The 26,462-nt window shown below is 46.9% G+C and carries 25 protein-coding genes; 2 read left to right on the top strand and 23 right to left on the bottom strand.

The features are described from left to right. Positions 1-28: 28 nt before the first annotated feature. From BLQ79_RS03505 to BLQ79_RS03485, 5 genes are all read right to left on the bottom strand, one after another. Positions 29-3,736 (bottom strand): PolC-type DNA polymerase III, encoded by a 3,708-nt coding sequence (locus tag BLQ79_RS03505; protein WP_091363923.1) that lies wholly within the window; start codon positions 3,734-3,736, stop codon positions 29-31. Positions 3,737-3,750: 14 nt separating this feature from the next. Then, entirely contained in the window at positions 3,751-5,202 is a 1,452-nt protein-coding gene (locus BLQ79_RS03500) for a VanW family protein (RefSeq protein WP_159427834.1), read from the bottom strand. Between the two features lie 62 nt (positions 5,203-5,264). Next, positions 5,265-6,332 carry a DNA polymerase III subunit delta gene (gene holA / locus BLQ79_RS03495; RefSeq protein ID WP_234944911.1) on the bottom strand — a complete coding sequence of 356 codons (1,068 nt, stop codon included), beginning with the start codon at positions 6,330-6,332 and terminating at the stop codon, positions 5,265-5,267. A 9-nt stretch (positions 6,333-6,341) separates the two neighbouring features. Then, positions 6,342-8,591 (bottom strand): ComEC/Rec2 family competence protein, encoded by a 2,250-nt coding sequence (locus BLQ79_RS03490; protein WP_091363917.1) that lies wholly within the window; start codon positions 8,589-8,591, stop codon positions 6,342-6,344. A 40-nt stretch (positions 8,592-8,631) separates the two neighbouring features. After that, complete coding sequence (locus BLQ79_RS03485) at positions 8,632-9,501, bottom strand: LysR family transcriptional regulator (RefSeq protein WP_091363914.1); 870 nt, start codon at positions 9,499-9,501, stop codon at positions 8,632-8,634. 122 nt (positions 9,502-9,623) lie between these two features. On the opposite strand from BLQ79_RS03485, the gene BLQ79_RS03480 reads away from it, so the two are divergent. Beyond that, a complete protein-coding gene (locus tag BLQ79_RS03480; protein ID WP_091363912.1) occupies positions 9,624-10,940 on the top strand; it encodes a Na+/H+ antiporter NhaC family protein in 1,317 nt (438 codons plus the stop codon). 224 nt (positions 10,941-11,164) lie between these two features. On the opposite strand, the gene BLQ79_RS03475 is transcribed toward BLQ79_RS03480, so the two are convergent. From BLQ79_RS03475 to BLQ79_RS03410, 14 genes are all read right to left on the bottom strand, one after another. Further along, a complete protein-coding gene (locus tag BLQ79_RS03475) occupies positions 11,165-11,740 on the bottom strand; it encodes a helix-hairpin-helix domain-containing protein (RefSeq protein ID WP_159427832.1) in 576 nt (191 codons plus the stop codon). Positions 11,741-11,923: 183 nt separating this feature from the next. Continuing rightward, positions 11,924-12,409 (bottom strand): ATPase, encoded by a 486-nt coding sequence (locus tag BLQ79_RS03470; RefSeq protein ID WP_091363905.1) that lies wholly within the window; start codon positions 12,407-12,409, stop codon positions 11,924-11,926. Between the two features lie 14 nt (positions 12,410-12,423). Beyond that, positions 12,424-12,906, bottom strand: coding sequence for a pantetheine-phosphate adenylyltransferase (gene coaD / locus BLQ79_RS03465; protein WP_091363903.1), 483 nt, complete (start codon positions 12,904-12,906; stop codon positions 12,424-12,426). After that, entirely contained in the window at positions 12,903-13,469 is a 567-nt protein-coding gene (gene rsmD, locus BLQ79_RS03460; RefSeq protein WP_091363900.1) for a 16S rRNA (guanine(966)-N(2))-methyltransferase RsmD, read from the bottom strand. Before rsmD ends, coaD begins: the two co-directional genes overlap by 4 nt. An 81-nt stretch (positions 13,470-13,550) precedes the next feature. Further along, positions 13,551-14,561 carry an NAD(P)H-dependent glycerol-3-phosphate dehydrogenase gene (locus BLQ79_RS03455; RefSeq protein ID WP_091363898.1) on the bottom strand — a complete coding sequence of 337 codons (1,011 nt, stop codon included), beginning with the start codon at positions 14,559-14,561 and terminating at the stop codon, positions 13,551-13,553. Positions 14,562-14,571: 10 nt separating this feature from the next. Further along, positions 14,572-15,153 (bottom strand): glycerol-3-phosphate 1-O-acyltransferase PlsY, encoded by a 582-nt coding sequence (gene plsY / locus BLQ79_RS03450; RefSeq protein WP_091363895.1) that lies wholly within the window; start codon positions 15,151-15,153, stop codon positions 14,572-14,574. Next, positions 15,150-16,478: a ribosome biogenesis GTPase Der gene (gene der, locus BLQ79_RS03445; protein ID WP_091363892.1), complete on the bottom strand. Its 1,329-nt coding sequence runs from the start codon at positions 16,476-16,478 to the stop codon at positions 15,150-15,152. Before der ends, plsY begins: the two co-directional genes overlap by 4 nt. Before the next feature lie 233 nt (positions 16,479-16,711). After that, positions 16,712-18,616, bottom strand: a complete 1,905-nt coding sequence (locus BLQ79_RS03440; RefSeq protein WP_091363890.1) for a bifunctional 4-hydroxy-3-methylbut-2-enyl diphosphate reductase/30S ribosomal protein S1 — start codon at positions 18,614-18,616, stop codon at positions 16,712-16,714. A gap of 24 nt (positions 18,617-18,640) precedes the next feature. Continuing rightward, on the bottom strand, positions 18,641-19,273 hold the full coding sequence (locus BLQ79_RS03435; protein ID WP_091363888.1) for a lysophospholipid acyltransferase family protein: 633 nt from the start codon (positions 19,271-19,273) through the stop codon (positions 18,641-18,643). After that, positions 19,263-19,940: a (d)CMP kinase gene (gene cmk, locus BLQ79_RS03430; protein WP_091363886.1), complete on the bottom strand. Its 678-nt coding sequence runs from the start codon at positions 19,938-19,940 to the stop codon at positions 19,263-19,265. The genes BLQ79_RS03435 and cmk overlap by 11 nt, the downstream gene beginning before the upstream one ends. After that, a complete protein-coding gene (locus tag BLQ79_RS03425; RefSeq protein WP_091363884.1) occupies positions 19,937-21,193 on the bottom strand; it encodes a BaiN/RdsA family NAD(P)/FAD-dependent oxidoreductase in 1,257 nt (418 codons plus the stop codon). The genes cmk and BLQ79_RS03425 overlap by 4 nt, the downstream gene beginning before the upstream one ends. Beyond that, entirely contained in the window at positions 21,177-21,902 is a 726-nt protein-coding gene (locus BLQ79_RS03420) for a pseudouridine synthase (RefSeq protein WP_091363882.1), read from the bottom strand. The genes BLQ79_RS03425 and BLQ79_RS03420 overlap by 17 nt, the downstream gene beginning before the upstream one ends. After that, positions 21,899-22,432: an SMC-Scp complex subunit ScpB gene (scpB, locus tag BLQ79_RS03415; RefSeq protein WP_091363880.1), complete on the bottom strand. Its 534-nt coding sequence runs from the start codon at positions 22,430-22,432 to the stop codon at positions 21,899-21,901. The genes BLQ79_RS03420 and scpB overlap by 4 nt, the downstream gene beginning before the upstream one ends. Next, entirely contained in the window at positions 22,429-23,121 is a 693-nt protein-coding gene (locus tag BLQ79_RS03410) for a segregation and condensation protein A (protein ID WP_091363878.1), read from the bottom strand. Before BLQ79_RS03410 ends, scpB begins: the two co-directional genes overlap by 4 nt. 374 nt (positions 23,122-23,495) lie before the next feature. On the opposite strand from BLQ79_RS03410, the gene rpsD reads away from it, so the two are divergent. Then, positions 23,496-24,089, top strand: a complete 594-nt coding sequence (rpsD, locus tag BLQ79_RS03400) for a 30S ribosomal protein S4 (RefSeq protein WP_091363874.1) — start codon at positions 23,496-23,498, stop codon at positions 24,087-24,089. Positions 24,090-24,601: 512 nt separating this feature from the next. Here the strand turns inward: rpsD and BLQ79_RS03395 are convergent. From BLQ79_RS03395 to BLQ79_RS08255, 4 genes are all read right to left on the bottom strand, one after another. Continuing rightward, positions 24,602-25,015 carry a hypothetical protein gene (locus BLQ79_RS03395; RefSeq protein WP_143270064.1) on the bottom strand — a complete coding sequence of 138 codons (414 nt, stop codon included), beginning with the start codon at positions 25,013-25,015 and terminating at the stop codon, positions 24,602-24,604. A 166-nt stretch (positions 25,016-25,181) separates the two neighbouring features. Beyond that, positions 25,182-25,781: a GH25 family lysozyme gene (locus BLQ79_RS03390; protein ID WP_091363870.1), complete on the bottom strand. Its 600-nt coding sequence runs from the start codon at positions 25,779-25,781 to the stop codon at positions 25,182-25,184. Continuing rightward, on the bottom strand, positions 25,782-26,291 hold the full coding sequence (locus BLQ79_RS03385) for a phage holin family protein (RefSeq protein ID WP_091363868.1): 510 nt from the start codon (positions 26,289-26,291) through the stop codon (positions 25,782-25,784). Positions 26,292-26,294: 3 nt separating this feature from the next. Then, a complete protein-coding gene (locus tag BLQ79_RS08255; protein WP_159427831.1) occupies positions 26,295-26,456 on the bottom strand; it encodes a hypothetical protein in 162 nt (53 codons plus the stop codon). Positions 26,457-26,462 lie beyond the last annotated feature (6 nt).

Here is a 26,462-nt window from a genome sequence, read left to right as displayed (position 1 = left end):
GTCTGCTTTTTCATTATCCGGACATTTATCAGAAAGCAAACAGGTTCAGCTGTTCTTCTTCCGGAAGTCCTTTCAATATTCCCATTTCATCCATGGTATCAATAATACTCTGACTTACCTTTCCCCGCTTACGTAAATCTTCTTTAGACGAGAAAGGCGCTTCATTTCTGGCTTCCACAATTTCTTTGGCCACCTGTTCTCCCAGAGCGGGGATACAGTTAAATGGCGGCAAAATCTTATTATCCAAAATCAGGAATTCAGTAGCACTCGATTTTTCCAGACTGATAGGCATAAATTCATACCCACGCAGATACATTTCCGCTGCCACTTCAATGACCGTAGCACAGTCTTTTTCTACGTTGGAAGGATGGTCGAGAGCTGCTATACGGCGAAGTTCTGCCTTCTGTGCTTCAAATCCTTTCAATATGGTAAGCGCGTCGAAAGACCCTTCAGCACGAATGGTAAAGTAAGACGCATAGAATGCCAGAGGATAATTAATCTTAAACCAGGCAATACGGAACGCCATCATAACATAGGCCACGGCATGAGCCCTTGGAAACAGATACGAAATCTTAAGACAGGAATCGATAAACCATTTAGGTACATGGGCCGCCTCTATTTCCGCCCTGTTATTCGACATCTTACCTGTCTTATCTGCCTTTTCAAGGCCCTTCCCTTTACGGACATTTTCCATAACCTTAAACGCTGTAAGAGGTTTAACCCCATGTTCAATCAGATAGTTCATGACGTCGTCACGAGTAGAAATAGCCTCTTCCAGTTTAACAGTTTTTGACTTAATCAGGTCCTGTGCATTTCCCAGCCATACATTAGTCCCGTGGGAAAATCCGGAAATTCGTACCAGCTGTGAAAAATTCTGAGGTTTTGTATCTTCCAGCATCTGACGTACGAAAGGCGTCCCGTATTCCGGGAGCCCCAGCGCACCAACAGTATAACCTTTGTCCCCAATGGTGTCCCGAAGCTGTTCCGGAGTATATCCCAGAGCTTCTGTAGAGCTGAACAGGGAAATAGTATCCGGATCATTGAATGGAATCTTCATCGGATCCACTCCGGTAATGTGCTGAAGCATATGAATAATCTTCGGATCATCGTGCCCGAGAATATCCAGCTTAAGCATACGTCCTGAAATAGAATGATAGTCGAAATGTGTCGTTATCGTTCCGGGAATCTTTTCCCCGTTTTCTCCCTTCAGATACTTCTTATTAGCTGCATACTGCAAAGGAGTAAAATTATGAATATCCATATCTCTCGGGCAAACCATGATGCCTGCCGGATGCTGTCCAGTCGTACGTTTTACCCCCAGTACACCGGAAGCCAGTTTTTCAATAAAGATATCATTATAGGTAAGTCCCCTGTTTTCCGCATAACGTTTAACCAGACCAAAGGCCGTCCTGTCCTGAATACCTGCGATAGTTCCTGCGCGGAATACATTATCTCTTCCGAACAATTCTTCTGTATATTTATGGGCATTGGCCTGATCATCGCCTGACGAGAAATTCAGATCAATATCAGGAACCTTATCTCCATCAAATCCAAGGAATACGGCGAATGGAATGTTGTGTCCATTCTTATTCAGGCTGGTGCCGCATTCAGGGCATGGCTTATCCGGAAGGTCAAACCCGCCGCCTACGGAACCATCCGTAAAGAATTTGGTCCAGTGGCATTTCGGGCATACATAATGCGGTGGCAGCGGATTTACTTCCGTAATGCCCGACATGGTCGCGACAAAGGAAGAACCTACCGATCCTCGTGAACCTACGAGGTATCCGCGGTCATTCGAATGTTTAACCAGCTTATGAGCAATGAAGTACAATACGCCGAACCCGTGCTTGACAATCGGTTTCAGTTCTGATTCCAGCCGGTCCTTTACGATATCCGGGAGCGGATCCCCATAAATGGCTTTGGCATTGTCGTAACACATTTTCAGCAGTTCTTCGTCGGCCCCGGAAATCTTCGGGTTGTACGATTTCCATTCTTCTGCCAGAGGTTCCAGTCGTTCACACATCTCCCCAATTTTCCGTGTGTTGTCCACTACTATTTCCTTTGCCTTTTCCGGTGGAAGGTAGGCAAATTCATCCAGCATTTCCTGTGTGGTCCGCAGGTATACCGGCGGATGGGAATCCAGCTTACCTGGCTTTTCCCAGGTAGAGAGAAGGATATCCCGGTTTGTCTGATCTTCAGCGAACATGTAATGCGCATCCGATGTAGCACATACCGGTATCCCCGTCTTTTCTCCGATTTCCACAACCTTCCTGTTCAGATTCTGTAAATCTTCAATGCTGGTTATATCCGGATGTTTATCGTCATTAATCAAGAACGAATTATTTCCCACAGGCTGTACTTCCAGATAGTCGTAGAATCGAGCAATCTTCATGAGTTCTTCATCTGACTTGCCTTCCAGAACCGCTTCAAAAAATTCTCCTACTACGCAGGCGGAGCCATAGATTAAGCCTTCATGCAGTTCCTCCAGCAGAGGTTTGGGCAGAAGCGGGCGTTTACGGTAAAACTTGAGGTGTGAAAGGGTAACCAGCCGGTACAGATTGCGAAGCCCGGTCATATTCTTAGCCAGAATAATAATATGGTGATACTTCTGGCGGTCTGTATCAATATTCTCCGGAATATCCTGAATCAGATAGCCTTCCATGCCATAAATGACCTTCTGATCAAACTGGCGGGCCAGATCCTGAATCTTCGGGAATGCCTGAATAACCCCATGATCGGTAATGGCGATAGCCGGATGATGCCATGCCGCCGCGGTCTTAATCACCTGCTTCAGGTCGATAAGACCATCCAGGCTCATCTTAGTGTGCAGATGCAGTTCCACTCTGGGCTCCGGATAATTATCCTCATGACTGATTTTTTCCAGAGAACTCTTTTCCATCTGCCGGATGTTCAGAACATAACCTCCGGTATATTTATCAAGGCGCACATTGCCGCTGACCCTAACCGGCATGCCGTTCGCCTTTTCCATAGCCTTTACCAGGCCTGCTGCGTCATCGGCACTATCATAGAATTTTTTGCAGTTGATTCCGTTGGTATCATCGGCAAATTTCATGGTGAAAATCAGGCGGTTGTCACGAAGTTCTCTGAATTCTGAAGATACCACCGTACCGTTTAGTACCACATTATCCATTTCCCCATGCAGATCTCTGACCTTGGTAATCTTCCCTTTTATAGCCTTCTTTCCGATGAGCATGTCACCGGAATTTTCCGTTTTGCCCTTTGCCGGAGCACTGTGTCTCACCACCATGGCTTCTGGCATAACATTAGACAGTTTAGGCAGATCAGAAGGCAGAGCTGACACAGAAGGCATGGAATTCTCCTGTTTTTCCGGCGCCGGGCCAGCTGCTGATTCCGCCTTTCGGATATCATCCAGCGTAGGTACCACCGGAATGTCAGCTGGTTCCCCCAGAGGAGGCATGGACAGGTCCATACCTCCTCCCAGATAATCTTCGTCTTCCGGCAGCGGTATATCACTGGCTTCCTGCTGTCTCTGATGCATAATCCGGAGGCAGGCGTCCGCTACTTTTTCTGTAACGTCATCCCCATTGACATAAAAGGAATCTATTCCCTGCAGTTCCCCGGCCATATCACATAAACAACGGACTGCCGCTTCGGTACTATCCGCATGGATATACCACGCGTGGCAGTCAGTATCAATTTCCATAAAGGTAAAAGGCATTTTTCCGCCTTTTACCTTAAGGCGATATTTCCCCATTTACTTTCTCCTTTTTAAGAAACGGTTTTCTGTTTTTCTTTCTGTGTACCTTCCGTTTCCTGCTTCACATTAGTCCCTGTCATCTGTTTCCGTGCCGTCTTATCCGGCTGTACCGATGGATTTCCATGGATGATTACATCCGGGACCGCCTTATATTCAGAGCGGAATGAATCTGTCAACGTCCGCCCATCCGGCCACTCCACCTTACGGCTCACCGTAACGCGATATCCATCATGTCCTTTTTCCACAGTGCGGGCTGCCTGTTGCTGCGAATCAGATTTTTCCACGGTACCATGCGGTATCGTCTCTTTCTGTGTTTCCGCAACACTTGCCGCGGAAGGAGTATCCAGTTCATTGCCCAGCAGATATACCGTAAGGCGTCCAGGTTCATATTTCGCGTAGATATATACCGGATGCGGCAGACTGTTAATAAACCGGAAATCAATGATTCCATCAGCTACTGTAGCATCCCTTCCCAGTGGTACATAATGCACCGGGCTGAAATGATTGCTTCTGGAACGGACCTTTAGTCCGGAAAGGAGTACGGCATTAAAAAGTGTAGTGCTGACCTGACATACTCCACCGCCGGCTCCTGGTACCAGTTTTCCCGCTATCAGGACCGGAGCTTCCTTATATCCTCTTTCCGCGATACGTTTTCCTGTGGCCCGGTTAAACGAGAATGTCTGACCGGGTGGGATATATTCTCCGTTTATACTTTCCGCTGCCAGACGGATGTTATTGCTTCGATTCGGATTCAGGGCAAACGTAGTGGTATAGCTGGCCAGTACGTGATTTATCCTGGCGGCCTTTTCCGTATCAAGGAAAGCCCCATCTTCATCCAGTACAGGCAATTCCATATCCTTATGACTTCCCGAGGAAATTTCCCCGACCAGCATACCGGAAAGCTTTTCCCGGTCAATCTGCAGATAAGGACGTCCCTGGCCAAAGGTCACCGTTCCATTTGCTGAAATGTGCGGTTTCGCTTCTTCCGTAGGTTCGCCATATTTTTTTACAATCCCAGCAATCTGTTGTTCCAGAAATTGTTCATTAAAGCTGTACCTGGCCGGAACCATGAGGCCGTTAATAAACGATTTCCAGAATATTTTCCAGTTGTCCACCAGTCCGGCTTCTCTGCCTTTCCCAAGAATCCGGTCTTCTTCCCCGGTTTTGTTCAAGTGTACCGACAGAGGCCGTAAATCTATATTTTCTTTTACTTCCTTATAATGGAGCTGAATCCTTCCCTGAGGCACAGACTGCGCCTGACGTTCTATCACCTGCCCCAGCTCTTCCCTGGTCATGCCGGAAACACGGACGCCATTATAACTTACTCCCGGAATTGCCCGGTCCGTTAGGGAATACGCAGCTGGCAGACAGAGTCCGGTAAGGACAATGGCCGCTGCCAGTGCTGCTAACACCTTTCCTGCTCCTCGTTTTTTCTTTCTGCTTTGCATGGTTGTAATAGACAATCCTTCCCTTCCATCCATTATCTGCCATGGAGATACTGCCCCGGATGATTTCCGGGACCTTTTCATCTGATTCCATGAAATCTGTGGCGGGACAGCGCCACGCGTTCCTTATATCGTTTCTGCCTTGCGCAGAAACGGAGAAACAGATCCAGCACATTCAGCGATTCGCTTTCTACACGATTTCTATACTGAAAGACAAACAGTTCATTCAGAAACCAGTCTACCGCTCCTTCACTGATCCGGTCTGCTTCTTTTTCAATCTGATTAAGCTGCCAGGGAGAATGAAGTCCCATGAGTGACAGTCGTTCTTTCCCCGTTATCCGGTTTTTCTTCAGTTCTTTAAACATCTTTATCTGCCGAAACCGTGAGGATAAAAAGCCAAGACTCATCACTTCTCTGGAAACATCGGTAAAAATATGCCGGGTATTTTCCAGTATATACTCCGCGTTTCCTGCAATCAGTTCATCGCAGAAACGGAAAATCTGCTGGCCCATATATCCGGGCAGGGCATCCTGCATCACTTCCATGGTGATTTCCTGTTTATCGCCTGCCAGGAGGCACGCCTTGTCCACAATGGATTGCAGCATAGGCAGAGACACTTCCGACCAGGCACTGACCGTATCCGTAATCAGGCGGCGTACATCAAAAGGTACCCGCTTATGACGCATGGTGAACATGGAAATCAGTTCTTCCGGTGCCTTCTGCGGCCTGAGCAAATTACATTCCTGTCCCTTTCCATCCGCCAGGAGAGCGGATATCTGTTTAGCCGCCTTTAATCGTCTGTCCGGTTTTCCGGACAGTGTCATCAGGACTAGCGTACTGTCAGGCATATTACGCATGGCTTCCAGCAGTCCATCAAAGGATTTCTCATCTTTAACCGCTTTTATAAGAAATGATGGATTATTGATTATGATGGCGGTATCCGATGTAAACAGGGACTGCCCTCGAATGGCCTGTATATATTCCCCATAGTCTTCTGTGCCATTAAACACAACCGGCTGTGGTTCCTGTCCGCTAAAATAGCTGTGTATTTTTTTTCTGCATTCCGACTGAATCAACACGCTGTCATTTCCATAAAAGAGAAAGCAGTTTTTCAGTCTTCCCGTTATTTCTGAATTCGTTTCTTTCACCAAGATTTATTACTCCAGTTCCCAATGTTTCCTATAGCTCAATACGGCCATGCCATCCCGTGTATCTTTTACAGGACAGTCCAGATGATGAAACAAAGCCATCTCTTCTCCTGCCTGCTGTCCCTTATTTCCTGTATACACAGCCGCTTCCGGCTGCAGTCTCTTTATTTTACCATGTGTGACCGTCCCTTTAAACCGTCCGGCTCCGCCAATCCATGCGCAGTGCACCGGATGTTCGCCCCTGCGCCCTCCAGGCAGCTTTCCGCCATCAATGAAAAGACAGCCTTTCCCATGACTTACTATCCACGAAGGACCCGTTCCCATAACATATAGCCCTTCATCGTTTCTCCACCGGGAACGGTTTTTATTTACCCCATAAATCCTCCGCAATACCGGGTCCGTAATCTGACGTTTTTCTCCGCTGGCAGCCGATACGTTCATAATCGGCACCGACAGCTGCACCGGAGACCATTCCCTGCTTTCGGTATCATCCCATAGCAGCAGATCTATCTTTTTCGCACCCAGATACTGCAGAAAGGAGTCCGTTTCTCGGCTTACCAGAGGCAAGGCGATGGACGCGTTTTTTACATAAACAACGGTCGATTCCCCATCCCTGATAACGGCAGCGCGGGCCGGTGATACATCCAGCACATAGGCTACCATAGAGGGTCTGTACCAGGTCTCTGCCAGAATTCCAAGCAGCAGGAACAGACTGACCCCCAGGGCTCCATAGGCCGCTCTCCTGCGAACTTTCCAGTAATCATGAAAAAACAGAAGAAGCAGTACCCAGTAATATAATCCGATTTCCATCCAGGTCATGGCCCTTACGGGGAATGAGGCTCCCGGCAGACCGGCGATAATATAATTACTTTTTACCGCCAGTCCCACAAAGAAATCCGCCGCCTGCAGACATATCCCGGTCAGAGGAAGACAGGTAAACAGGCTGAAGGAAGCTCCCAGCCCAAGAAGCATAGCCCATTCCAGAAACGGGGTCACCCAGAGATTGGACAGGATGAAATACGATGGAAGCCGGTGAAAATTATATAAGACCAGCGGAATCGTAATCAGTTGCGCCGAAACGGACAGGGCGATGCCTTCTGCGATGAACCGGGGAATCCAGGAAATCTGTTTAAGCTGTCCTGCTGCGGGCCGGTAAAACAGGAGTATGCCCAGAGAAGCGCCGGCCGAAAGCTGAAAGCTCACATCATAAAGAAGAAGCGGGTTCCAGAGCAGCATGCACAGCACCGCCGCGCCGAGGAGGTTTAACGCGTCCTTATCCCGGTTAAAGAGCAGTCCACCGGCAGACAGTATCCCCATGATAACTGCCCGGATTACCGGAGGTACCCATCCGGCCATAACCGAATACCCCAGCACACCGGTAATGGACAGAAGGATGATGATTTTTTCCGGAAGCCTCACCCATCGTCCGGCCAGAGTAAGGAACGACAGGACCAGCGAGATATGAGACCCGGAAACTGACAGGATATGTACGATACCTGTATCCGAAAAAGACTGGATCACCCCTTCCGGCAGCTCATCGTAACTTCCGCCAAACAGCAACGTCATCATGATCGGACCATGGTCCTTATCCATGGCGCGGTAAAAGCACGCTCTCAGCCTTCCTTTCCATATTTCCGCCTGACGGAGCATGCCATATTTACCGGATACGCCGCCGGCCTTCATCTCCTCCGGATTTTCCACATATATTTTTCCCAGAAGCCGCTTACTCTGATACCTGCCGGCCAGATTAATCTTTCCCGGATTTCTGTACAGCCTTACCGGTTTGAGCGCTCCCTTTACATACCATCTGTCCCCAGGCAGTAAAACAGGTCCCTGTGTTTCCGGAAAATAGATATACACACTGCCATGGATATCCCTGGACTCTCCATCCGGATAGGCAATTTTTTCCAGTTCAGCCAGCCCCCGCATATCTCCGGATTTGTATACACTGCGAGAAGGCTTTTCTTTCAGAACCACCTGGTATGTACCTTCACTCCCGGAAAGGCAATGGGCCTGCTTTTCCCATACTCTCTGTTCCAGTCCCATGCGGGCATATCCGGTCAGGAGCGTCAGCACGGCACAGATACAAACCACCGCTGTGACCTGTTTAAGACGCCAGGCCGCCAGCAATATCCCCCAGCATAATCCATACAAAACCACCAGTATTCCCCAGGACAGCGAAAATTCTGAAAAAGCAAGAATTCCAGCTGCCATGCCGGTCGCTGCCCACAGCAGCCCGTAGCGCATAATGTTCCCCATAATCCCCACCCCTGCCGGCTGTCCCCACAGCCGGCCTTATTTATTTTAAATCCTTAATAAATGAATTAATCAGATGTGACATGACATCCGTTTTCTGATACGCCGCCACAATGGAATAAGTCACTCCGGTATGAAATATCCTGACCTTCCCATTATCTTCCTGATTGGTATCTTTGTGGAAGCGGAACAGCATCTCGGAACAGAAACAGGCTCCCAGCCCCATATCACACATATCCAGAAGCGTTTCCGTATTATCAGAAGAAGCCGCAATCTTAGGAACAATTCCATTTTCCTTTAGAATCATGCTGGCAATACGACCAGGCACGTCCTCTCTGTGGTTAACCAGCAACGGCACCCGGCTCAGGACTTGCGTATAGGTGGAAGACTCATCCACATAGTTTCCCGAAACAACCAGCAGTATCTCATCCTTAAACAGTTCCTGCGCCGCATAGTCCGGACTATCCAGCGGAATATCCCCAATGGCCAGATCCAGTTCCCCTTCCTGCAGCCCGCTGATAAGACCGTCATTGGACAGTTCCTGCAAATCCAGGCGTATATACGGATGCTCCGGTATAAATTTCCTGGCTGCTCTCGGTATCAGCGCGTGACTGCGCGTATGGGCGATTCCTATGCGAAGGACTCCGCTTTCGTTTCTGGCCAGCAGCTGAAATTCCTTCTGCATGGATTCATAGGTTCCGGTAATGGCCTTAACATACTGATAAAATTTCTCCCCTTCATAAGTCAGCTGAAAATGTGGACTCCGTGTAAAAAGGACACATCCCAGTTCTTTTTCCACTGAATTCATGTGCGCGCTCAGCGTCTGCTGGGTAATATGAAGTTCCTGGGCCGCCTTATTGATACTTCTGTTTTTGACGACCACTTTGAAATAATACATGGGTAATAGATGCATAATTCCTCCTACAGTGAATTCTCTGTATATTATACCGCATTATTTCAGTTTGTATCCTGTAATTGATGCTTTTATAATAGGTTATGAAATTAGATTCGTCATAGCTGATTAAGGAGACAAATATGGAACCCCTGTTATTACTCGCATTTGCTGCTATTCTTATCACCTGCGTCTTATCCGGACACTCCATGTTCATTGCCCTGTTTGCGGGCTGGGTCATGTTCTTCGGATATGGACTTCACAAGGGCAAGAGTGTAAAGCAGATGCTTTTATATTGCAAGAATGGTATTGCCGTAGTCCGGACTGTGCTGATTACCTTTATGCTTATCGGCATGCTTACCGCGGTATGGCGTTCCTGCGGAGCTATTGCCTATATTGTGTATGAAGCTTCCGCTCTGTGCTCCCCTCAGAGTATGATTATCGTTACCTTCCTGCTCTGCTGTCTGGTTTCCTTCCTCATCGGAACCGCTTTTGGCAGCGCGGCCACTATCGGTGTAATCTGTATCACCATGGCCAACAGCATGGGTGTACCGATTCTTTATACCGGCGGCGCTATGCTGGCCGGTGTATATTTCGGTGACCGCTGCTCTCCGGTTTCCACCAGCTGTCTTCTGGTAAGCACACTGACTCATACCGATCAGCTGGATAACATCAAGCGGATGTTTAAGACCGCAGCTATTCCTTTTATTCTGACCTGTATTATTTATCTGGTCCTGGGTACTCAGGTACACGCGTCCGGTGTGTCCAATGAAGCACGCACCCTTCTGGCTCAGAATTATGTGATGAGTCCAGTCACTATGCTCCCAGTTATCGCCGTACTGATTTTCGCGCTGTGCCGGGTAAACGTTAAACTTACACTGGCCATCAGCACAGCCATCGGCATTCTGGTCACTGTGTTTGTTCAGGGCTTCTCTGTTTCAGTCATTCCGCAGCTTCTTTTCTCCGGTTTCCATCCGGCTAATGCCGACCTAACTCAGATTATGGGTGGCGGCGGACTGATTTCCATGTTCAACGTTATAGGCATTGTCTGCATTTCTTCCAGTTTTTCCGGTATGTTTGACGGTACTGGATTCCTGGATAATATTCAGCACCTCATTATCCAGCTCAGTGAAAAGATTTCTCCTTTCGCCGCTATTCTTCTGGTATCCCTCTTTGCAGGAACCATTGCCTGCAATCAGTCCCTGGCCATTATGCTGACCAGCCAGATCTGTGGCCCTCTGGAAGATGATGAATCCCAGTTTGCCTCTGACCTGGAAAATACAGCGGTGGTCACTGCACCAATGATTCCCTGGTCCATTGCTGATGCCGTTCCTCTGGTAACGGTTGGAGCTCCTTCGCTTTGCATTCTTACAGCGGTTTACCTGTTCCTGGTTCCCACATGTAACCTGCTGGCTCAGAACCTCTCCTTCTCCAAAGTTAAGCTCTGGATTCATGCATAAAAAGGTAGGAAGGTTCCTTCAGACAAAACCATACACATAAGGAAAAGACGACTTCGTGATGATGAGAAGTCGTCTTTTCCTTATGTGTACAAGCTGCCATCCCAATACGGCCCAGGAATCCATCCGATTCCCTTTCATCCCGATATTCAAGGGAAATCCGGCAGGATTACTTAAATTTAAAGGAATGTGGACACGAATCTCGTGTCTGCTTTTATTCTCCCCGATTATAAGGTTATGCTGTCTTCGAGTTTCTTAAATTTTCCATCCCCTATCCCCGGAACCTTTTTTAAATCTTCCTTACAGGTAAACAGTCCATGTTCCTTACGATAGGTAATGATTTTTGAAGCGGTTGCCTCTCCGACACCTGACAGGGTTTCCAGTTCTTTACCGGTGGCCGTATTGATATTGACCTTACCATCTGCCAGTGCTCCCTGCCCTGCCAAATCGGTTTTCACCACAATCTGCATGTGGTTAACCACGTTCTCCGTCAGATCAATGGACGCGGTATCGGCATAAGGCAATATATCGCCTGCCTCATGAATCACATCATATACATGACTCCCCGCGGCGACTTTGTATACTCCCGGATACTTTACTGCCCCGGTAATGTACACAAGCAGTTCCGGCTCTTCCTTTTCCGATTCCAGACTTATACTTTCTTCCGCAGGTACCTCTTCCCCACTTCCATCAAAAAAAGGAGAGCAGATATACAGCCCGCCTGCCACTATGGCTCCTGTAAGCAGGAGTACCAGAAACAAACAGCGCTTATCCACTTCTCCATCTTCTGTTTTCCAGAACATATTAATCCTCCCCCCTGGATTCATACATTCGGTGACAGGTCCCCTTCCTGTCACCATTATTTTATTATCCCTGACTGCCGGATACGGCTAATCTGCCTGAAAGATAGACCCCATCCAGCCAGAAAAAAGGAGGATACAAAAGAAAAATTAATTTCCTTTATATCCTCCTTTTTCATGCGTATATCAATGTTCGTCATGCGAATCGTCGTAAGAAGCCGGCTGTGCATTAGAATCAATCAGACTCTGTCTGTTTTTCTTGAGACTGTCCAGCACGTTTTCCATGTTGGTTTCAACATACTTCAGCACATCGGTAGCATAGGTAACGGAGCTGGTGCGCAGTTCATCCGCTGATTTGTTGGCTGCGTCCAGAATCTGGTTTGCTCTTTCCTGCGCCTGTTTTACCAGTTCGCTTTCTTCTGTGATTCTGGCGATGTAATCCTTTGCCTGAGCAATGGTATCATCCGCTTTCTTTTCCGCATCCAGAAGGATTCTTTCCTTATCTGCCACAATACGCTTTGCGCTTTCCAGTTCATTTGGCAATGACTGATTAATTGCATCTATAATACGGGCCACTTCTTCCTTATCTACCATCTTTTTATTAGTGAATGGTACATCTGAAGCGTTTAATACGGCATTTTCAAGTTCTTCCAATAATTTTCTTGTTTCCATTACGCATACCTCGCTTATCGAACCTTTAATCTCTTCTGAATCATTTTCTCGACATAAGGTGGAACCATCTGTCGGATATCGCCACCAAAAGAAGCAATCTCCTTAACCACACTGGAACTCAGGTACGAATACTCGCTTTCCGTAGGTAAGAACATTGTTTCCAGTTTTGGATCCAGCTTCTTCAATAACAGTGCCCGCTGGAACTCAGATTCAAATTCCGCATAGAAACGAATTCCCCGGATAAGCAGCTGGCAGTTTTTCTGCTTTGCGTACTCATACAGAAGACCATGTGAACAGTCCACTTCCACATTGGGAATGTGCTTTGTTACCTGTTTTAACATGTCCACTCGTTCTTCCATGGTAAACATGGAATGTTTACTCGGGTTATCCAGCACTGCTACAATCAGGCGATCCACAATCTGTGCGCCTCGTTCAATGACATTTAAATGTCCATAGGTAACCGGGTCAAAACTGCCTGGATAAATTGCCAATTTCATAGATTCTCCTGCCGGCGACAAAGTAAATAAGATACTACCGTCGCTCCTTTTTTCTTTTCTTTCCACACAGAGCATTTGTCTGCCACGGAATTCCAGTCAATAGGCTCTTTTGTTGTGTGTTCAACAATGAGCATTGAATTTTCATCTACCAGCTGGTATGTAAAAAGTGCAAGTATCACCTTGTTTATGAAGCCTCTGTCATAAGGCGGATCCATAAACAGATAATCAAAAGTCTGTCCCTGCAGGGATGCCAGCGAACGCATGACGTCGCCTCCAAGAACTTTCACTTTATCCTCTACATGACATTTCTTCGCGTTTTTTCTGATAATTGAGCCGGTAGCTTTATCGATGAAAATTGCCTCTGCGGCACCCCGGCTTAACGCCTCCAGTCCCAACGCACCGGTTCCTGCAAAAATATCAAGAACTCTGGTATCTATTATACCCACATTAGCCAATACATTAAAGATACTTTCCCTTGTACTTCCCAATGTAGGTCTGGTATTTCTTCCCCTGGGGGCTTCAAGCACGGTACCACGGGCACTCCCCGCAATAATACGAAGCATTATTCTGACTCCAATATATAAAATTACCCGATAATCTAATTATAGCATAGGCCCTGCGCGGTTACCTGAAAATATTCGGGATTACTGCATGTCTATTCCGTCTTCTGATTTCTTAGCCCGGGTCATCAGGCATTCCAGAGCTTCTACCGCCGTATGCTGTCCATGCATGAGGCGGTAGATTTCTTCTGTAATCGGCATGGAAATACCATATTTTTTCGCCATAGGATAGACAATTTCCGTTGTCCGGAATCCTTCCACCACCATGCGTGTCCCGCCGGTAATCTGTTCCTTGGTCATTCCTGCCGCCAGTTTCAGCCCGGCATTGTAATTTCTGCTGTGGCTGCTGGTACAGGTCACTATCAGATCTCCTACACCGGAAAGGCCATAAAATGTATCCGCCTTGGCGCCAAAAGCAACACCAAACCGCTGAATTTCTGCCAGTCCCCTGGTGATTAATGCCGCTTTGCAGTTATCTCCCAGTCCAAGACCATCCTGAACCCCTGAGGCAATGGCTATGATGTTTTTCAACGCTCCGCCATATTCAACGCCCAGTATATCGTTACTCCGGTATACCCGAAGTTTGGGAGACATGTAAATATCCTGTACAAAGCGTGCCGCATTTTCCTTTTCTGATGCCACTACGGTAGCGGCTGGGAGCCCCTTACCTATTTCTTCGGCATGATTCGGTCCGGATAAGGCCACAATATTATCCGTTATTCCCTGTAACTTCTCTGAAATCACAGTGGAAAGACAGCGGCCAGTGCCAGCTGCCAGCCCCTTCGAAGCGCATACGACTACCGCGTCTTTTTTTACCCAGGGCGCCATGGCTTCCACCATCTGCTCTACCGCTTTGGAAGGAGTGCACAACACCAGACAGTCCATCTTTTCCGTTGCTTCCTTAAGATCAGCAGTGATCCGCACATGCTCCGGAATCTTCACTCCTGGAAGATAGTCCTTACTTTCTCTGGTCTTTCTAAGCACTTCTGCAGTTTCAGGGTTTCTGCAGTAGAGGGTAACATCCTTATGTAAATGTGCCAGGTGGGTAATCATGGCAATACCCCATCCACCTGCACCAATCATAGAAATCTTCATAAGCAGCCTCTTATTTATCACGAGTAATTTTCTTTTCTTCTCCTGCGAGAAGTCTGCGGATATTGGAATGATGTTTTCCAATAATGATGGCCGCTGCCAGTGCGCTGAATATCACATATTCCATCGGCATATGGGCCAGGTAAATAACAAGTACCACCACAGGTGCCGCTACAATGGAGGCAAGAGATACAATCCTGGTCATGAGGAAGACCAGCAACCACACAACAAAAGCTGACAGGGTTGCCCATGGGCAGATAAAGGTAAATGCCCCTACACCACAGGCCACGCCCTTTCCGCTTTTAAAATGCAGAAATACAGACCAGTCATTTCCCACAATGGCTGCGGTCGCACACGCCAGTGCCAGCAGCGGAGTGCTCCCGCCAATCCATACGGCCAGGACACCTTTCAGGAAATCACAGATAAACACTGCAGCAGCAGCATTCATCCCCAGTTCCCTGTAAGCGTTCGTCGCTCCTATATTTCCGCTTCCACGCGTCCTTAAATCAATGCCATAGAACGCTTTTCCGATAATATATCCGCTTGGAACGGCACCAATCAGATAAGCCAGTACAATCCAGCAAAGAGCGATCACAGCTCTTCACCATCCTTTTTACTGCGGACGATAATACGGATAGGCGTACCTTCAAATCCGAAAGATTCTCTCAGACGGTTTTCAATGAACCGGACATAAGAGAAGTGAATCAAAGTCGCATCATTTGTAAACAGTACAAAAGTAGGCGGTTTGATTCCTACCTGTGTCATGTAATAAATCTTAGCCACACGGCCTGCATGAGCCGGCGGCGGATTAATCATCTTGGCATCTTCAAGCAGGTCGTTGAGAACCGAGGTAGAAATACGCATGCTCTGCTGTTCTGCCACGAAGAAAATCATCTCGCCCAATCGGTTGATTCTCTGTTTTGTCAGAGCTGAACCATAGAGGATAGGTGTATATTGAGCGAATACAAGTTCATCACGAATCTGCTTATTGAATTCATTCATGGTATGATTGTCTTTTTCAATCAGATCCCACTTATTAACCATGAAAATCAGACCTTTGCCTGCTTCATGGACGTATCCTGCTATTTTCTTATCCTGTTCTGTAACCCCTGCCTTAGCGTCAAGGATGAGGACAGCTACATCGCAGTTATCAATAGCCTTGATGGAACGGATGACACTATACTTCTCCAGCGGTTCATTAATTTTGCCTTTGCGGCGCATTCCCGCTGTGTCTACCAGGATAAAATCCTTCCCCTTATAATGCCAGATGGAGTCCACCGCATCGCGGGTAGTTCCCATTTCATCGGCCACCAGGGAACGCTGATATCCCAACAGGGAATTGACCAGTGTGGACTTGCCTACATTAGGACGGCCAATAATAGCCGTACGGATGATATCTTCCCCTTCTTCAGCGGTATTGTCCGGGAAACCTTCCGTAATCTTATCCAGCAGGTCGCCAAATCCCAGATGGTTAACCGCAGAAATCCCAATAGGATCACCGAGCCCCAGGGAATAGAATTCATAAACTTCCATTTCCAGGTTTTCGCTGTCCACCTTATTGACTGCTACCACTACCGGCTTTCCGGTTCTTCTGAGCATATTGGCAATAGTCATATCATCTTTGGTAATGCCAGCTCTTGCGTCCACTACAAACAGAATGACGTCTGCTTCTTCCATGGCCAGTTCAGCCTGTTCTCTGATGCCATCGACAATCTGATCAGCCTTGTTTCGGAATTCAATGCCGCCTGTATCAATCATCGTAAATTCCTTATCCAACCAGCGCACATTACAGTAAATGCGGTCTCTGGTAACGCCTGGAATATCTTCTACGATAGATACACGACGCTGTGCAAGCCCGTTCAGCAGAGTGGACTTACCAACATTTGGTCTCCCTACTATGGCAACAAAAGGTTTGCTCATTTCATTTTCCTTTCTATAAGGACAATGCAGACAGATTCTGTCTGCACATATCCCAACTTATTGTTTTACCTGCAAAAAAAGACATGCGGCAGCCATCGCCATTACTGCACAATGACTCCCGCATTCTTCTTTTCATTCTAAACTGTAGCAGGAGCTGTCAATCCACGTGATGTAAATAGACACACTCACCTGCTGCCAGAACCATGTCTGGCAGACACTATATAATCAGTTGATTATTCAGCGTCTTCTGCTGCATCATGGTCAGCTGCTTCTACGAGGGAGAAGCTGATTCTTCTACGGTCTTCATCAATTCCAATGATGCGAACCTTGATCACATCACCTACAGCGACGATATCGCTTGGCTTCTTGTTGTGATCGCGGGTCATTTCGTTGATGTGGAGCAGTCCGGTCAGGCCGTCATCCAGTTCAACAATTGCACCGAATTCAAGAATCTTAACAACCTTAGCGTCAACTACATCGTCAACGTCATGGTCATGGATAGATGTTTCCCATGGATTCGGGATGCATTCCTTATGAGTGAAGGAAATTCTCTGCTTTTCCGGGTCATAGGACTTAATCTTCACATCAATAACCTGGCCTGGCTGGAGAACGTCTTCTACCTTGCCAATCTTCTTCCAGGAAATATCGGAAATGTGAAGCAGACCTTCAACTCCGTTGATTCCTACGAAAGCACCGTACGGCATAATCTTCTTAACTGTTCCCTGCAGGGTATCTCCGTTATTGTAAGCTTCTTCAATAACCTTGAGTTCTTCATCACGCTGGGATTCCAGTACTGCCTTACGGGAAAGAACCAGACGGTTCTTAGCGCGATCAACTTCAAGAATCTTAGCCATAAACTTCTTCCCTACCAGGTTGGAGAGGGAATGAACGAATCTCAAATCACCCTGAGACAACGGAATAAAGCCGCGGAGAGAATTAATCTGAACGAGAAGGCCAACCTTAATAGCTTCAATACCTTCGCATTCAACCGGTTCACCCTTTTCAAATGCTGCTTCTACGTCATCCCATTCAGCCAGTCTGTCCAGCTTAATCTTGGAAATGTAAATCGGGTTGTCTTCTCTGACTGCATTTACGATAACAGCCTTAATTGGGTCGCCAACCTTCAGAACGTCCTTCAGGGATGCCGGTTCCGGGTAAGAGTATTCATGAATCGGCAGAACAGCTTCTGTCTTATAGCCGAAGGAAACGTAAGCTTTGTTATCGAACAGTTCGATAACTTCACCATTTATAACGTCGCCCTTCTTATAATCGAGGTTCTGTTCCTCCATCTCCAGCATTTTACCCATGTCTTCCATAATAAAAAATACCTCCTCTATGATCCAGTCCGGTGTCGATGCACCGGCGGTTATGCCAACCTTATCCTGGCTATGAAACCACTCTGCGCGAAGTTCCTTCGCGGTTTCAATATGATGTGTCACAGCGCCTGCTGCTCGGCAGACTTCCGCAAGTCTGCCTGTATTGGCACTGTTGCGGCCGCCTATAACAATCATCACATCCACTTTTCCCGCCAGCTCCTGAGCCGCCTTTTGTCTTTCTGAAGTTGCCTGACAGATTGTCCTGTGCACCTCTGCTTTTTTTACTTTTCTGCAGATAGCGGCAATCAGTTGTTCTGCCAGTGCAATAGAGAAAGTCGTCTGAATTACAATATGCGCTTCATCCAGCTGAGGCATCGCGTCCACATCACTCATATCTTCTATAATGATAGGATGCTTTCCTTCAACCCATGCTGCCACACTCTTTAATTCAGGGTGGTTCTTTTCGCCGATGAGTATCATCTGATGCCCTTCATGAGAAAGCACTCTCGCTATTTCCTGATTGCGCTTTACAAAAGGACATGTGGCGTCTTCCAGTGTCAGATTTTTGCACTTAATGTCATTATAACACGAAGGACCCACACCATGCGAGCGAATAATTACAATTTCTTTATTTTTTACATCATTTAAGCTTTTTACGGAATGAACCCCTTCTTTTTCCAGCCGGTTGACCACCTGCGGATTGTGAATAAGAGGCCCCAGCGTTACTGCGCTTCCGTTTTTTTCCGCTGCCGCCGTCGCAATTTTCATAGCTCTTTTTACGCCGTAGCAAAAACCCATGACCCGGGCCTTAATTATTTCCATATACTAAGTAACCTTTCATCAATTTCAGTTTTTCTGCCGGTTCCGATATTCCTCTGCCATCTGCTCAATAGCTGCCCGCACCTGCTGATTGATTGCCTCAATGGAGGCCTTGTCCGGCTTCTGTTTCTTTACATGGATTGGCCGGCCGATCAGGACCGCCGGAGGTTCCGTGGTATGTGGAAGCTCCCTGGAATTCAGGACGGCAATCGGCAGAATATCCACTCCGGCCATCATGGCAATGGATGCCATCCCGGAATGGAACCTGCCCAGCCCATCTTTCCTTATTCTTGTGCCTTCCGGGAAGATTCCAAGTATATTTCCCTGCTTCAGTTCACGCACAGCGCGCATAATGGCGCCGGTATCTACCGCACCACGCTTAACAGGAAATGTGCCGAACAGTCTCAAAATCCATGCGAACACAGGATTTTTAAACAGTTCCTCTTTGGCCATGTAATGGATGACCCGGTTGGGAAACGCGATTCCCACCAGTGGCGGATCCCAGTCACTCTTATGGTTTGGTGCCGCAATGATGGCACCGGTGGCCGGTATATTCTCCTGCCCTTCCACATGCAGTTTGAACCCCTTATAGAAAATAACATTTAACACACTGCGCACGATCGGATACAGAATCGTATGTGTATTCTTTTTACTTCCCATTACCGTTTTCCTTCTTTTCCGCCATACCCATAAGAAGCTGTGCCGTTTCTTCCAGTGTGATATCACTGTTATCTACCAGAACCGCGTCTTCCGCCGGTCTGAGTGGTGATACTTCCCGGTGACTGTCTTTCCAGTCTCTGGTTTCAATTTCCTTTTCCACTTCATCCAGCCTTATATCCGGATATTTGCTACGGAATTCTTCAAAACGTCGTTCAGCCCTCTTCTTTACCGACGCGGTCAGGAAAATCTTCAGATCCGCATCCGGTAGGACCACTGTACCAATATCCCGTCCATCCAGGATTATGCCGCCTTTGCACGCAATCTTTCTCTGCAGTGTCACCATAGCTGTTCTGACTCCGCCTATAGCCGCGATTTCAGAGACTCTGGCCGAGACTTCCGGCGTACGCAGACAGGCGGTGATGTCCTCTCCGTCAATCAGCACATGCATACTTTCTTCACCAGGGGCCACTTCCATGTTGAGCCCTTCCGCCATGTGTGCAATCTCCCCCTTGTCGGTGAGTCCTTTTTTCATGACTTCATAGGTTACCGCGCGATACATAGCTCCGGTATCCAGATAGGTATACCCTAATGCCTTAGCCAACAATTTGGAAACGCTGCTCTTGCCAGCGCCGGCCGGCCCATCAATCGCTATTGCCAGTTTTTTCATTCCTTATCTCCCCCTGTTGCTGAAACTGCGGCTGTATATCCGGTAGAGAATGCCGCCTGCAGATTATATCCGCCGGTAAACGCATGTATGTCCATCACTTCTCCGGCAAAATAAAGATTCCTGCATATCTTAGATTCCATAGTGCTGGAGTTGATTTCCTTCACCGATATACCGCCTCCGGTAACAATGGCCTCTTCGATAGGACGTGTCCCGGAAATGGTAAGTTTCATATGTTTTAACGTATATACCAGACTCTGCCGCTGCCCTTTAGTTAGTTCAGCCACCGGCAGATCTCTGGGAATGCCCGCCAGAGACAGGACGACATCCACCATACGGTGAGGAAGTAAATCCTGCAATGCGCCGGCCATCTGCTTAAGATGATACTTTTCCAAATCACGAAGAACCCGGCGATCCAGTTTTTCCTGATCCAGCGCCGGTTTCATATCCAGTTCCGCTGTCACAGCATATCCCCGGGAGAGCCACAGGGAAACGCTGTCACTCAGAGAAAGCACTATAGGTCCTGTAATACCGAAATGGGTAAACATCATTTCCCCCATGGCTTCCGCCTTGCGTCGTCCTCCGGTAGATACTGACAGATTGACATTGCGCAGAGAAAGTCCCTGAAGTTCACGGCACCAGGATTCTTCCGTAACAAAAGGAATGAGTACCGGCCGCAGGGTTGTGACCTTGTGTCCCAGTTCACGCGCCAAGGTATATCCATCTCCGGTAGATCCTGTACGGGGATACGATTTACCCCCGGTACACAGAATAACCGCATCCACCGCATAGGTATTCCGTTCTGTCACTACCGCACAGACCGCTTCATCCCGGGAGAGTATGTGCTGTACCGGTTCTTTCAGATGTACATCCACCCGGTATTCTTTCAGCTTTCTCATAAACAGATGGCGGACTTCCTGCGCGTCCTCACTGGCAGGGAACACCCTTCCCCCGCGCTGCACTACGGTTTTGAGTCCCCAGGTGTGAAACAGATCCAGTAATTTTTCGTTGTCAAACCGGTTGTATACGCTGTAAAGGAACTTGCCGTTTCCAGGTGTCATGCCGATAAATTCATCAATCGGCCGAGCGTTGGTCAGGTTGCATCTGCCCTTTCCGGTAATCCCCATCTTCAGACCCACCCGATCCATCTTTTCAAAGAGGATGACATGGGCTCCCCGGGATGCCGCCGTAATGGAAGCCAGAAGGCCGGCAACACCGCCTCCGACAACCGCAATAGTTTTAGCCGTGGAGTTCATAGAGCTTCTTTACCTCCTCATGGGTAAGACGGCGGGATTCTCCCCTTGCCACTCCGTCCAATGTCAGGAAACTATACTGAATCCGTTCCAATTTAAACACCGGATAATGGAATGCTTCCATCATGCGGCGGATTTCCCTGTTTTTCCCTTCATGAAGTGTCATGCGGATGTGGGTACGGTTTCTATCCTTTTCATATGAAAGGACTTCCACTTCGCAGGGGGCCGTTCTGGTTCCATCTTTCAGTTTTACCCCTTTGCTCATCTTAGCTGCCAGGGCATCAGAAAACTTTCCGCGCACCGTGACATCATACACTTTCTGAACCTGATGGCTTGGATGGGTAAGGATATTATCCAGTTCCCCATCATTTGTCATGATAAGCAACCCTTCCGAATGGTAATCCAGACGTCCTACTGGGAAAATCCGTTCCTGTACAGAAGGGAAATACTGCATCACTGTACGTCTTCCCTGTGGATCCGATACGCTGGTAATGACACGGTCCGGTTTATTGAGCAGAAAATAACGAAGGCGTTCCGGTCGAATCGGTTCTCCCAGCACGACAATCTTATCTTTTCTTACATCTGCTTCACTGCCCAGTTCGGTAACACGTACCCCGTTCACTGTGACCTTTCCGCCTTTTATCAGTTCTTCTGCCTTTCTCCGGGAGCAGATACCCGCATGACTGATGATTTTCTGCAGTCTTTCTTTCAAAATAATACTCCTTCCTGCGGCAGGGACTTCCATTGCTTTCTTAATTCATTAATATCGGAAAGTCCGGTACATTTTAAAAACAATCTGGTGGTTCCATATAATATGGGCCGTCCAGGTATATTCATCCGTCCACGTTCTTCGATAAGCCCCTTGTTCATGAGCACTACCAGCACTCTTCCTGCGGACACGCCACGGATTCTTTCTATCTCTGACCGGGTAACCGGTTCTCTGGCCGCCACTACAGCCAGAGTTTCCAGCGCAGCAGAGGATAATCTATCCTGCTCCCCGGTCGTCTCTGTGAGCCATGCATCATATTCTTTTTTAGTCGCCAGTGCCCATCCAGCTCCCGATTCATGAAGGGTTATCCCTGAATCGGATTTACTGTATTTTTCAGCCAGTATGTGCAAAGCTTCCCGCACGGCCGCTTCATTTTCATGAAGTGCTTCTTCCATTTCCTTCATGGTCACCGGATTTCCTTTAATAAAAAGAAATGCTTCCAGTGCAGCCGCTGTTCTTTCTATTCCTCTCATGCAATCTCCTTGATATATAGTCCTGTTTCCGTATCCTCCAGAAGTACCCGTCCTACGCGTATCATTTCCAGCAGTGCTACCAGCGACACAGCCAGTCTGAGTCTGGTGTGCTGCATCCCCAGGAACACATGGACTCTCATTTTTTTCCTTGTGGAAAGTACCTGCCGGAGTGACTGAACCGCCTCATCCAGTGTATATTCCTCTTTTTCCAATACGCGCTGAGGCGGCGGTTCCAGTTCTTCATACAGTGCAAGAAAGGCCGCATTCAGTCTGGCCAGTGGAATCTTGCCGTTAAAGGTTTCCTGCTTTAATTCTGCCGGTTCCCTGGTTCTATAAGGTTGTTCCTCAGCCATAAGAGTACTGATGCGGCTCTTGATTTCCTTCATAAGCCGGAATTCTTCCAGAGAACGTTCCAGTTCCGCCTTAGGATTTTCCGTCTCCTCTTCGTCCTGCCGCCTCTGTGGCAGCAGAGTCTTGGATTTTATATACAGCAGGTTGGCCGCCATTTCAAAGAACTCACTTCCCAGCGGAAGATTAAATTCACCGGCCTGATTCAGATAGTCCAGATACTGTTCTGTAATAAAATGAATAGGAATATCATTTATATCAATACGGTTCTTGTTGACGAGATACATGAGGAGATCCATCGGCCCCTCAAATACAGGAATGGAAATTTCATACGTATTCATTTTTCCAAGCCTCCTGTCTCCCGGATTTTTATTTATAGCATTACTTTATATTATACTATATATACTTGTACACTATACATGCCATAATATTCATGGCCGTTCTATCAACCTGCCCGCCGGGCAGCAGATGGTTCAATGATTTTCCTGACGGATTCATAATACAGTCTATTATTATATCAGAAATTCGGTTTTGCTGTCCTGATAATTGCGCCGCGAAAACCCATATGCTGCGGTATCTCTCCTGCCAATGCTGCTTTTTTAGAAGTACAGCCATCTCCCGGGAAAAGCAGTTGACAAGAAGCTCCCCTTATAGGTATAATAATTAAGCTATTTCAATTCGGAATAGTAAATTTTTAGAAGAGGTGACTTACACAATGGCAACAAACAGAAATCCCCGCTTTAAGACAAGCAGACGATTTGGCCTTAACATTTATGGTCATGCGAAAGCGTTAAAACGGCAGCCAGCTGAAACCCGTCAGAAGAAGATGTCTGAATACGGACTTCAGCTCACAGAAAAACAGAAGGTAAAGGCGATGTACAACCTGCTCGAAAGACAGTTCTATCGCTATTATGATAAAGCAAGAAGAATGAATGGCGTCCTCGGTACCAACCTGCTCGTCCTCCTCGAAACAAGACTGGACAACCTGGTATACCGTGCTGGCTTCGCTCGTTCCATCCGTCAGGCACGCCAGATGGTTAATCATGGTCTGATTAACGTTGATGGCAAGCGCGTAGATATCCCGTCCTACCCGGTAAAGGCTGGCCAGGTTATCTCCCTGCGTGAAGGCTACCGTGCAAACGAAATGTTCAAGCAGTCCTTCCAGGAACTGAAGACATTTGATCTGCCATACATTGAAAAGAGCTTCGACAACTGGTCTGCAACCCTGACCCGTATGCCGCTTCGTGAAGAACTTCCATACAAGGATGAAGTTAACGAAACTCTTATCGTCGAACTGTACTCCAAGTAACCCGAGGTTTTCGCAGATTTGCAAGAACACACAAAAAGCAGTGTTTATCGGAGAAATCCGGTATGCACTGCTTTTTTATTTGCACGATTTTACAGCTTTTTTTGAGTTATTTTTGACGATTTTTTGACGACTTCCATTTTTGACACGAAAAGAGAGCACGTACATTCCATTATGTACATGCTCTCTTTTTATGTGATCTAACCTGTCGGAAATCCCGACAAGTTCAATTATAAAAAATGCGATTTTTGTAATCGAAGGAATCTTCATTTACAAAATATGCGTTTTTTGAAAACGAAAAAAGGGAGAGGAACAATGCCTCTCCCTCAGACGTGTATCCCAAAATGCACGCCTCAATTAAGCCTATTATACAACAACTGATTAAACAACTAAAAATTCAGAGGTTACAGCTGCCATTATGATTGAACAACTAATTGAACAACTGAACTGTTCGGAATTACCGAACACTTGCCACGAGTACCAAACCGCATAAGGCTGCCCATACATCCCGCTGCCTACGAGTCACGGTTTGTTTGTGCTTCAGAGTCTTGATTTGATTTTTCAACGTCTGCAATGATGCCCTGGATTCTTTCAGCTCGTTTCGACATGCCGTCAACGAGACGTTGGCACTCATCAAGTTCTCTTGTGTTTTGCTCAGATCGTTTTGTAAGCTCTCGAGAAGTTTTATCTGCTCTCCGGATGTGGACCTCAGCATTTTTAATTTCTGTCTGAGCTGATTTAGCTCGATTGTCTGCTCTGTCAATTCTTGTTTCAACGTTGTCCACTGTTCGGTTGACATCACGATAGTCGTTCGAGGTCCTGCTTCTGAGGTAGTAATCATATCCGCAGCAGAAGACAACCACGGCAAGGATAACGACAGACAAAACGTCAAGACCATGATTTTTAACAAAGTTTTTGATTTTTCCCACATTTTGCCCCCTTCTTTATTGATAAATCTCTTTTTTAAATGAGAATTCGCGCAAAAAGATACTTTTAACGCATTTTTATTAATTCTATGGCAAATTACTCATGGACGATGCGAAAAACAAGCCCTATTTTGTGCTGATTTTAAGATTTTTGACATTTCCACAATTTTTAATACCAAATATTTAAGTCAACTGTATTATTGCCAATTTTTCCACGGTCAGAATACTGCCAAGCGGAGATTGTTTTCCTTGGGTACAGTTTTTTGAGCGTATTTTCTTTACCGTACTGTGCCACCCACAATGGAATATATCCAGGGAGATTTTTCAGAACTACATTATTTCTGAAGAATGAGCAACTTGAGTACAGCCCAACATAGTGGCCGTATGAGTTAAGCCGGTTTATGCCAGCCATTATAACTGAGGTTAATCTTTCCGGTGATAACTTCGCCTGTTTGGAATCCTCAACGTCAATCCAAATGCCTGACTTCAAAGCGGTATTTCTCAAGTCGCTATTTAGCAGCTTGTGGATCCAGTCAGCTTCTCGGACTGCAATTTCTTTGGTAGTAGCCAGCGAGTAGTAATAAATGCCAACGTCCAGCCCAGCGCGCTTAGCGCCATTAATATTTTCATAAAAATCTTCATCCATAACCGGCTGGCCGGCAGCGGTTGTTCTACCTGCTCTTACTATGCAGAAATCATAGCCTAATTCCTTTGCGAGTTTAAAATCAAAGTTCTGCTGCCATTTACTTACATCTATACCCTTAATCATTTAATCACCTCGTTTCCCTTTGATTGCAGTAATCAGTCCTGATAATGCTGATACTCCCGCATCATTTAAGTTTTCCACAATTGATAAAAGTTCTGTTAAACACAAGTAAGCAAGTACCATCATACCAAACTCAGCATGTCCTCCGGATACCTTTATCGCGGTATCTATGCATATAGCCGGTAAGGTTATCAGCATATATACAATTATCTTCCCTACAAACTGTGTTTTCATGACATAGGAGTTGATGATGCCTTTACGATGTGCTTCTGGTATGGCCTTGATGCATGATAATAACGATCTATCAGTTGCACGCTCATGTACAAGTTCTTTGTATGCAAGCGCAATCCATTTGGCTAGCAGGTCTATGAAAACAACCATGGTGAATAGCACAAAAATTACACAGTGCTTTTCAAGGGCAATCAGTGTTCCACTGATGATTAACTTTTCTACCCATCCTGTTGTGATGGATGAGACCGTCTGCCCTGCTCCCTTAACTATATCTGTAATCATACATCACCCATTGTTATTAGTTTTATTTTCTGCAGTTTTGTCTTTCTGCTCATCAGCTTTCTTGGCTTCAGCTATGGCGTCAATAATCGCATTGCGTGGGCATTCGTCCCAAGGGCATCGGCCATCATCATTCAAAAGGTTCCCACAGTATTCGCAAAATTCCATGATTTA

The organism is Dialister histaminiformans, from assembly GCF_900103425.1.
In the GTDB taxonomy this organism is placed as follows: domain Bacteria; phylum Bacillota; class Negativicutes; order Veillonellales; family Dialisteraceae; genus Allisonella; species Allisonella histaminiformans.
The sequence above is the reverse complement of the archived record's forward strand: the minus strand, read 5'-3'. Positions and strand labels throughout refer to the sequence as shown.

Excerpts from the sequence above, each read along its gene's own strand:
- BLQ79_RS03435 (WP_091363888.1), bottom strand. The coding sequence starts at position 19,273 with ATGGGAAGTAAAAAGAATACACATACGATTCTGTATCCGATCGTGCGC.
- BLQ79_RS03485 (WP_091363914.1), bottom strand. The coding sequence starts at position 9,501 with ATGCATCTATTACCCATGTATTATTTCAAAGTGGTCGTCAAAAACAGA.
- BLQ79_RS03480 (WP_091363912.1), top strand. The coding sequence starts at position 9,624 with ATGGAACCCCTGTTATTACTCGCATTTGCTGCTATTCTTATCACCTGC.
- BLQ79_RS03385 (WP_091363868.1), bottom strand. The coding sequence starts at position 26,291 with ATGATTACAGATATAGTTAAGGGAGCAGGGCAGACGGTCTCATCCATC.
- rsmD (WP_091363900.1), bottom strand. The coding sequence starts at position 13,469 with ATGCTTCGTATTATTGCGGGGAGTGCCCGTGGTACCGTGCTTGAAGCC.
- BLQ79_RS03470 (WP_091363905.1), bottom strand. The coding sequence starts at position 12,409 with ATGGAAACAAGAAAATTATTGGAAGAACTTGAAAATGCCGTATTAAAC.
- BLQ79_RS03440 (WP_091363890.1), bottom strand. The coding sequence starts at position 18,616 with ATGGAAATAATTAAGGCCCGGGTCATGGGTTTTTGCTACGGCGTAAAA.
- BLQ79_RS03505 (WP_091363923.1), bottom strand. The coding sequence starts at position 3,736 with ATGGGGAAATATCGCCTTAAGGTAAAAGGCGGAAAAATGCCTTTTACC.
- BLQ79_RS03390 (WP_091363870.1), bottom strand. The coding sequence starts at position 25,781 with ATGATTAAGGGTATAGATGTAAGTAAATGGCAGCAGAACTTTGATTTT.
- BLQ79_RS03425 (WP_091363884.1), bottom strand. The coding sequence starts at position 21,193 with ATGAACTCCACGGCTAAAACTATTGCGGTTGTCGGAGGCGGTGTTGCC.
- der (WP_091363892.1), bottom strand. The coding sequence starts at position 16,478 with ATGAGCAAACCTTTTGTTGCCATAGTAGGGAGACCAAATGTTGGTAAG.
- BLQ79_RS03455 (WP_091363898.1), bottom strand. The coding sequence starts at position 14,561 with ATGAAGATTTCTATGATTGGTGCAGGTGGATGGGGTATTGCCATGATT.
- BLQ79_RS03490 (WP_091363917.1), bottom strand. The coding sequence starts at position 8,591 with ATGGGGAACATTATGCGCTACGGGCTGCTGTGGGCAGCGACCGGCATG.
- rpsD (WP_091363874.1), top strand. The coding sequence starts at position 23,496 with ATGGCAACAAACAGAAATCCCCGCTTTAAGACAAGCAGACGATTTGGC.
- cmk (WP_091363886.1), bottom strand. The coding sequence starts at position 19,940 with ATGAAAAAACTGGCAATAGCGATTGATGGGCCGGCCGGCGCTGGCAAG.
- coaD (WP_091363903.1), bottom strand. The coding sequence starts at position 12,906 with ATGAAATTGGCAATTTATCCAGGCAGTTTTGACCCGGTTACCTATGGA.
- BLQ79_RS03410 (WP_091363878.1), bottom strand. The coding sequence starts at position 23,121 with ATGAATACGTATGAAATTTCCATTCCTGTATTTGAGGGGCCGATGGAT.
- scpB (WP_091363880.1), bottom strand. The coding sequence starts at position 22,432 with ATGAGAGGAATAGAAAGAACAGCGGCTGCACTGGAAGCATTTCTTTTT.
- BLQ79_RS03475 (WP_159427832.1), bottom strand. The coding sequence starts at position 11,740 with ATGTTCTGGAAAACAGAAGATGGAGAAGTGGATAAGCGCTGTTTGTTT.
- BLQ79_RS08255 (WP_159427831.1), bottom strand. The coding sequence starts at position 26,456 with ATGGAATTTTGCGAATACTGTGGGAACCTTTTGAATGATGATGGCCGA.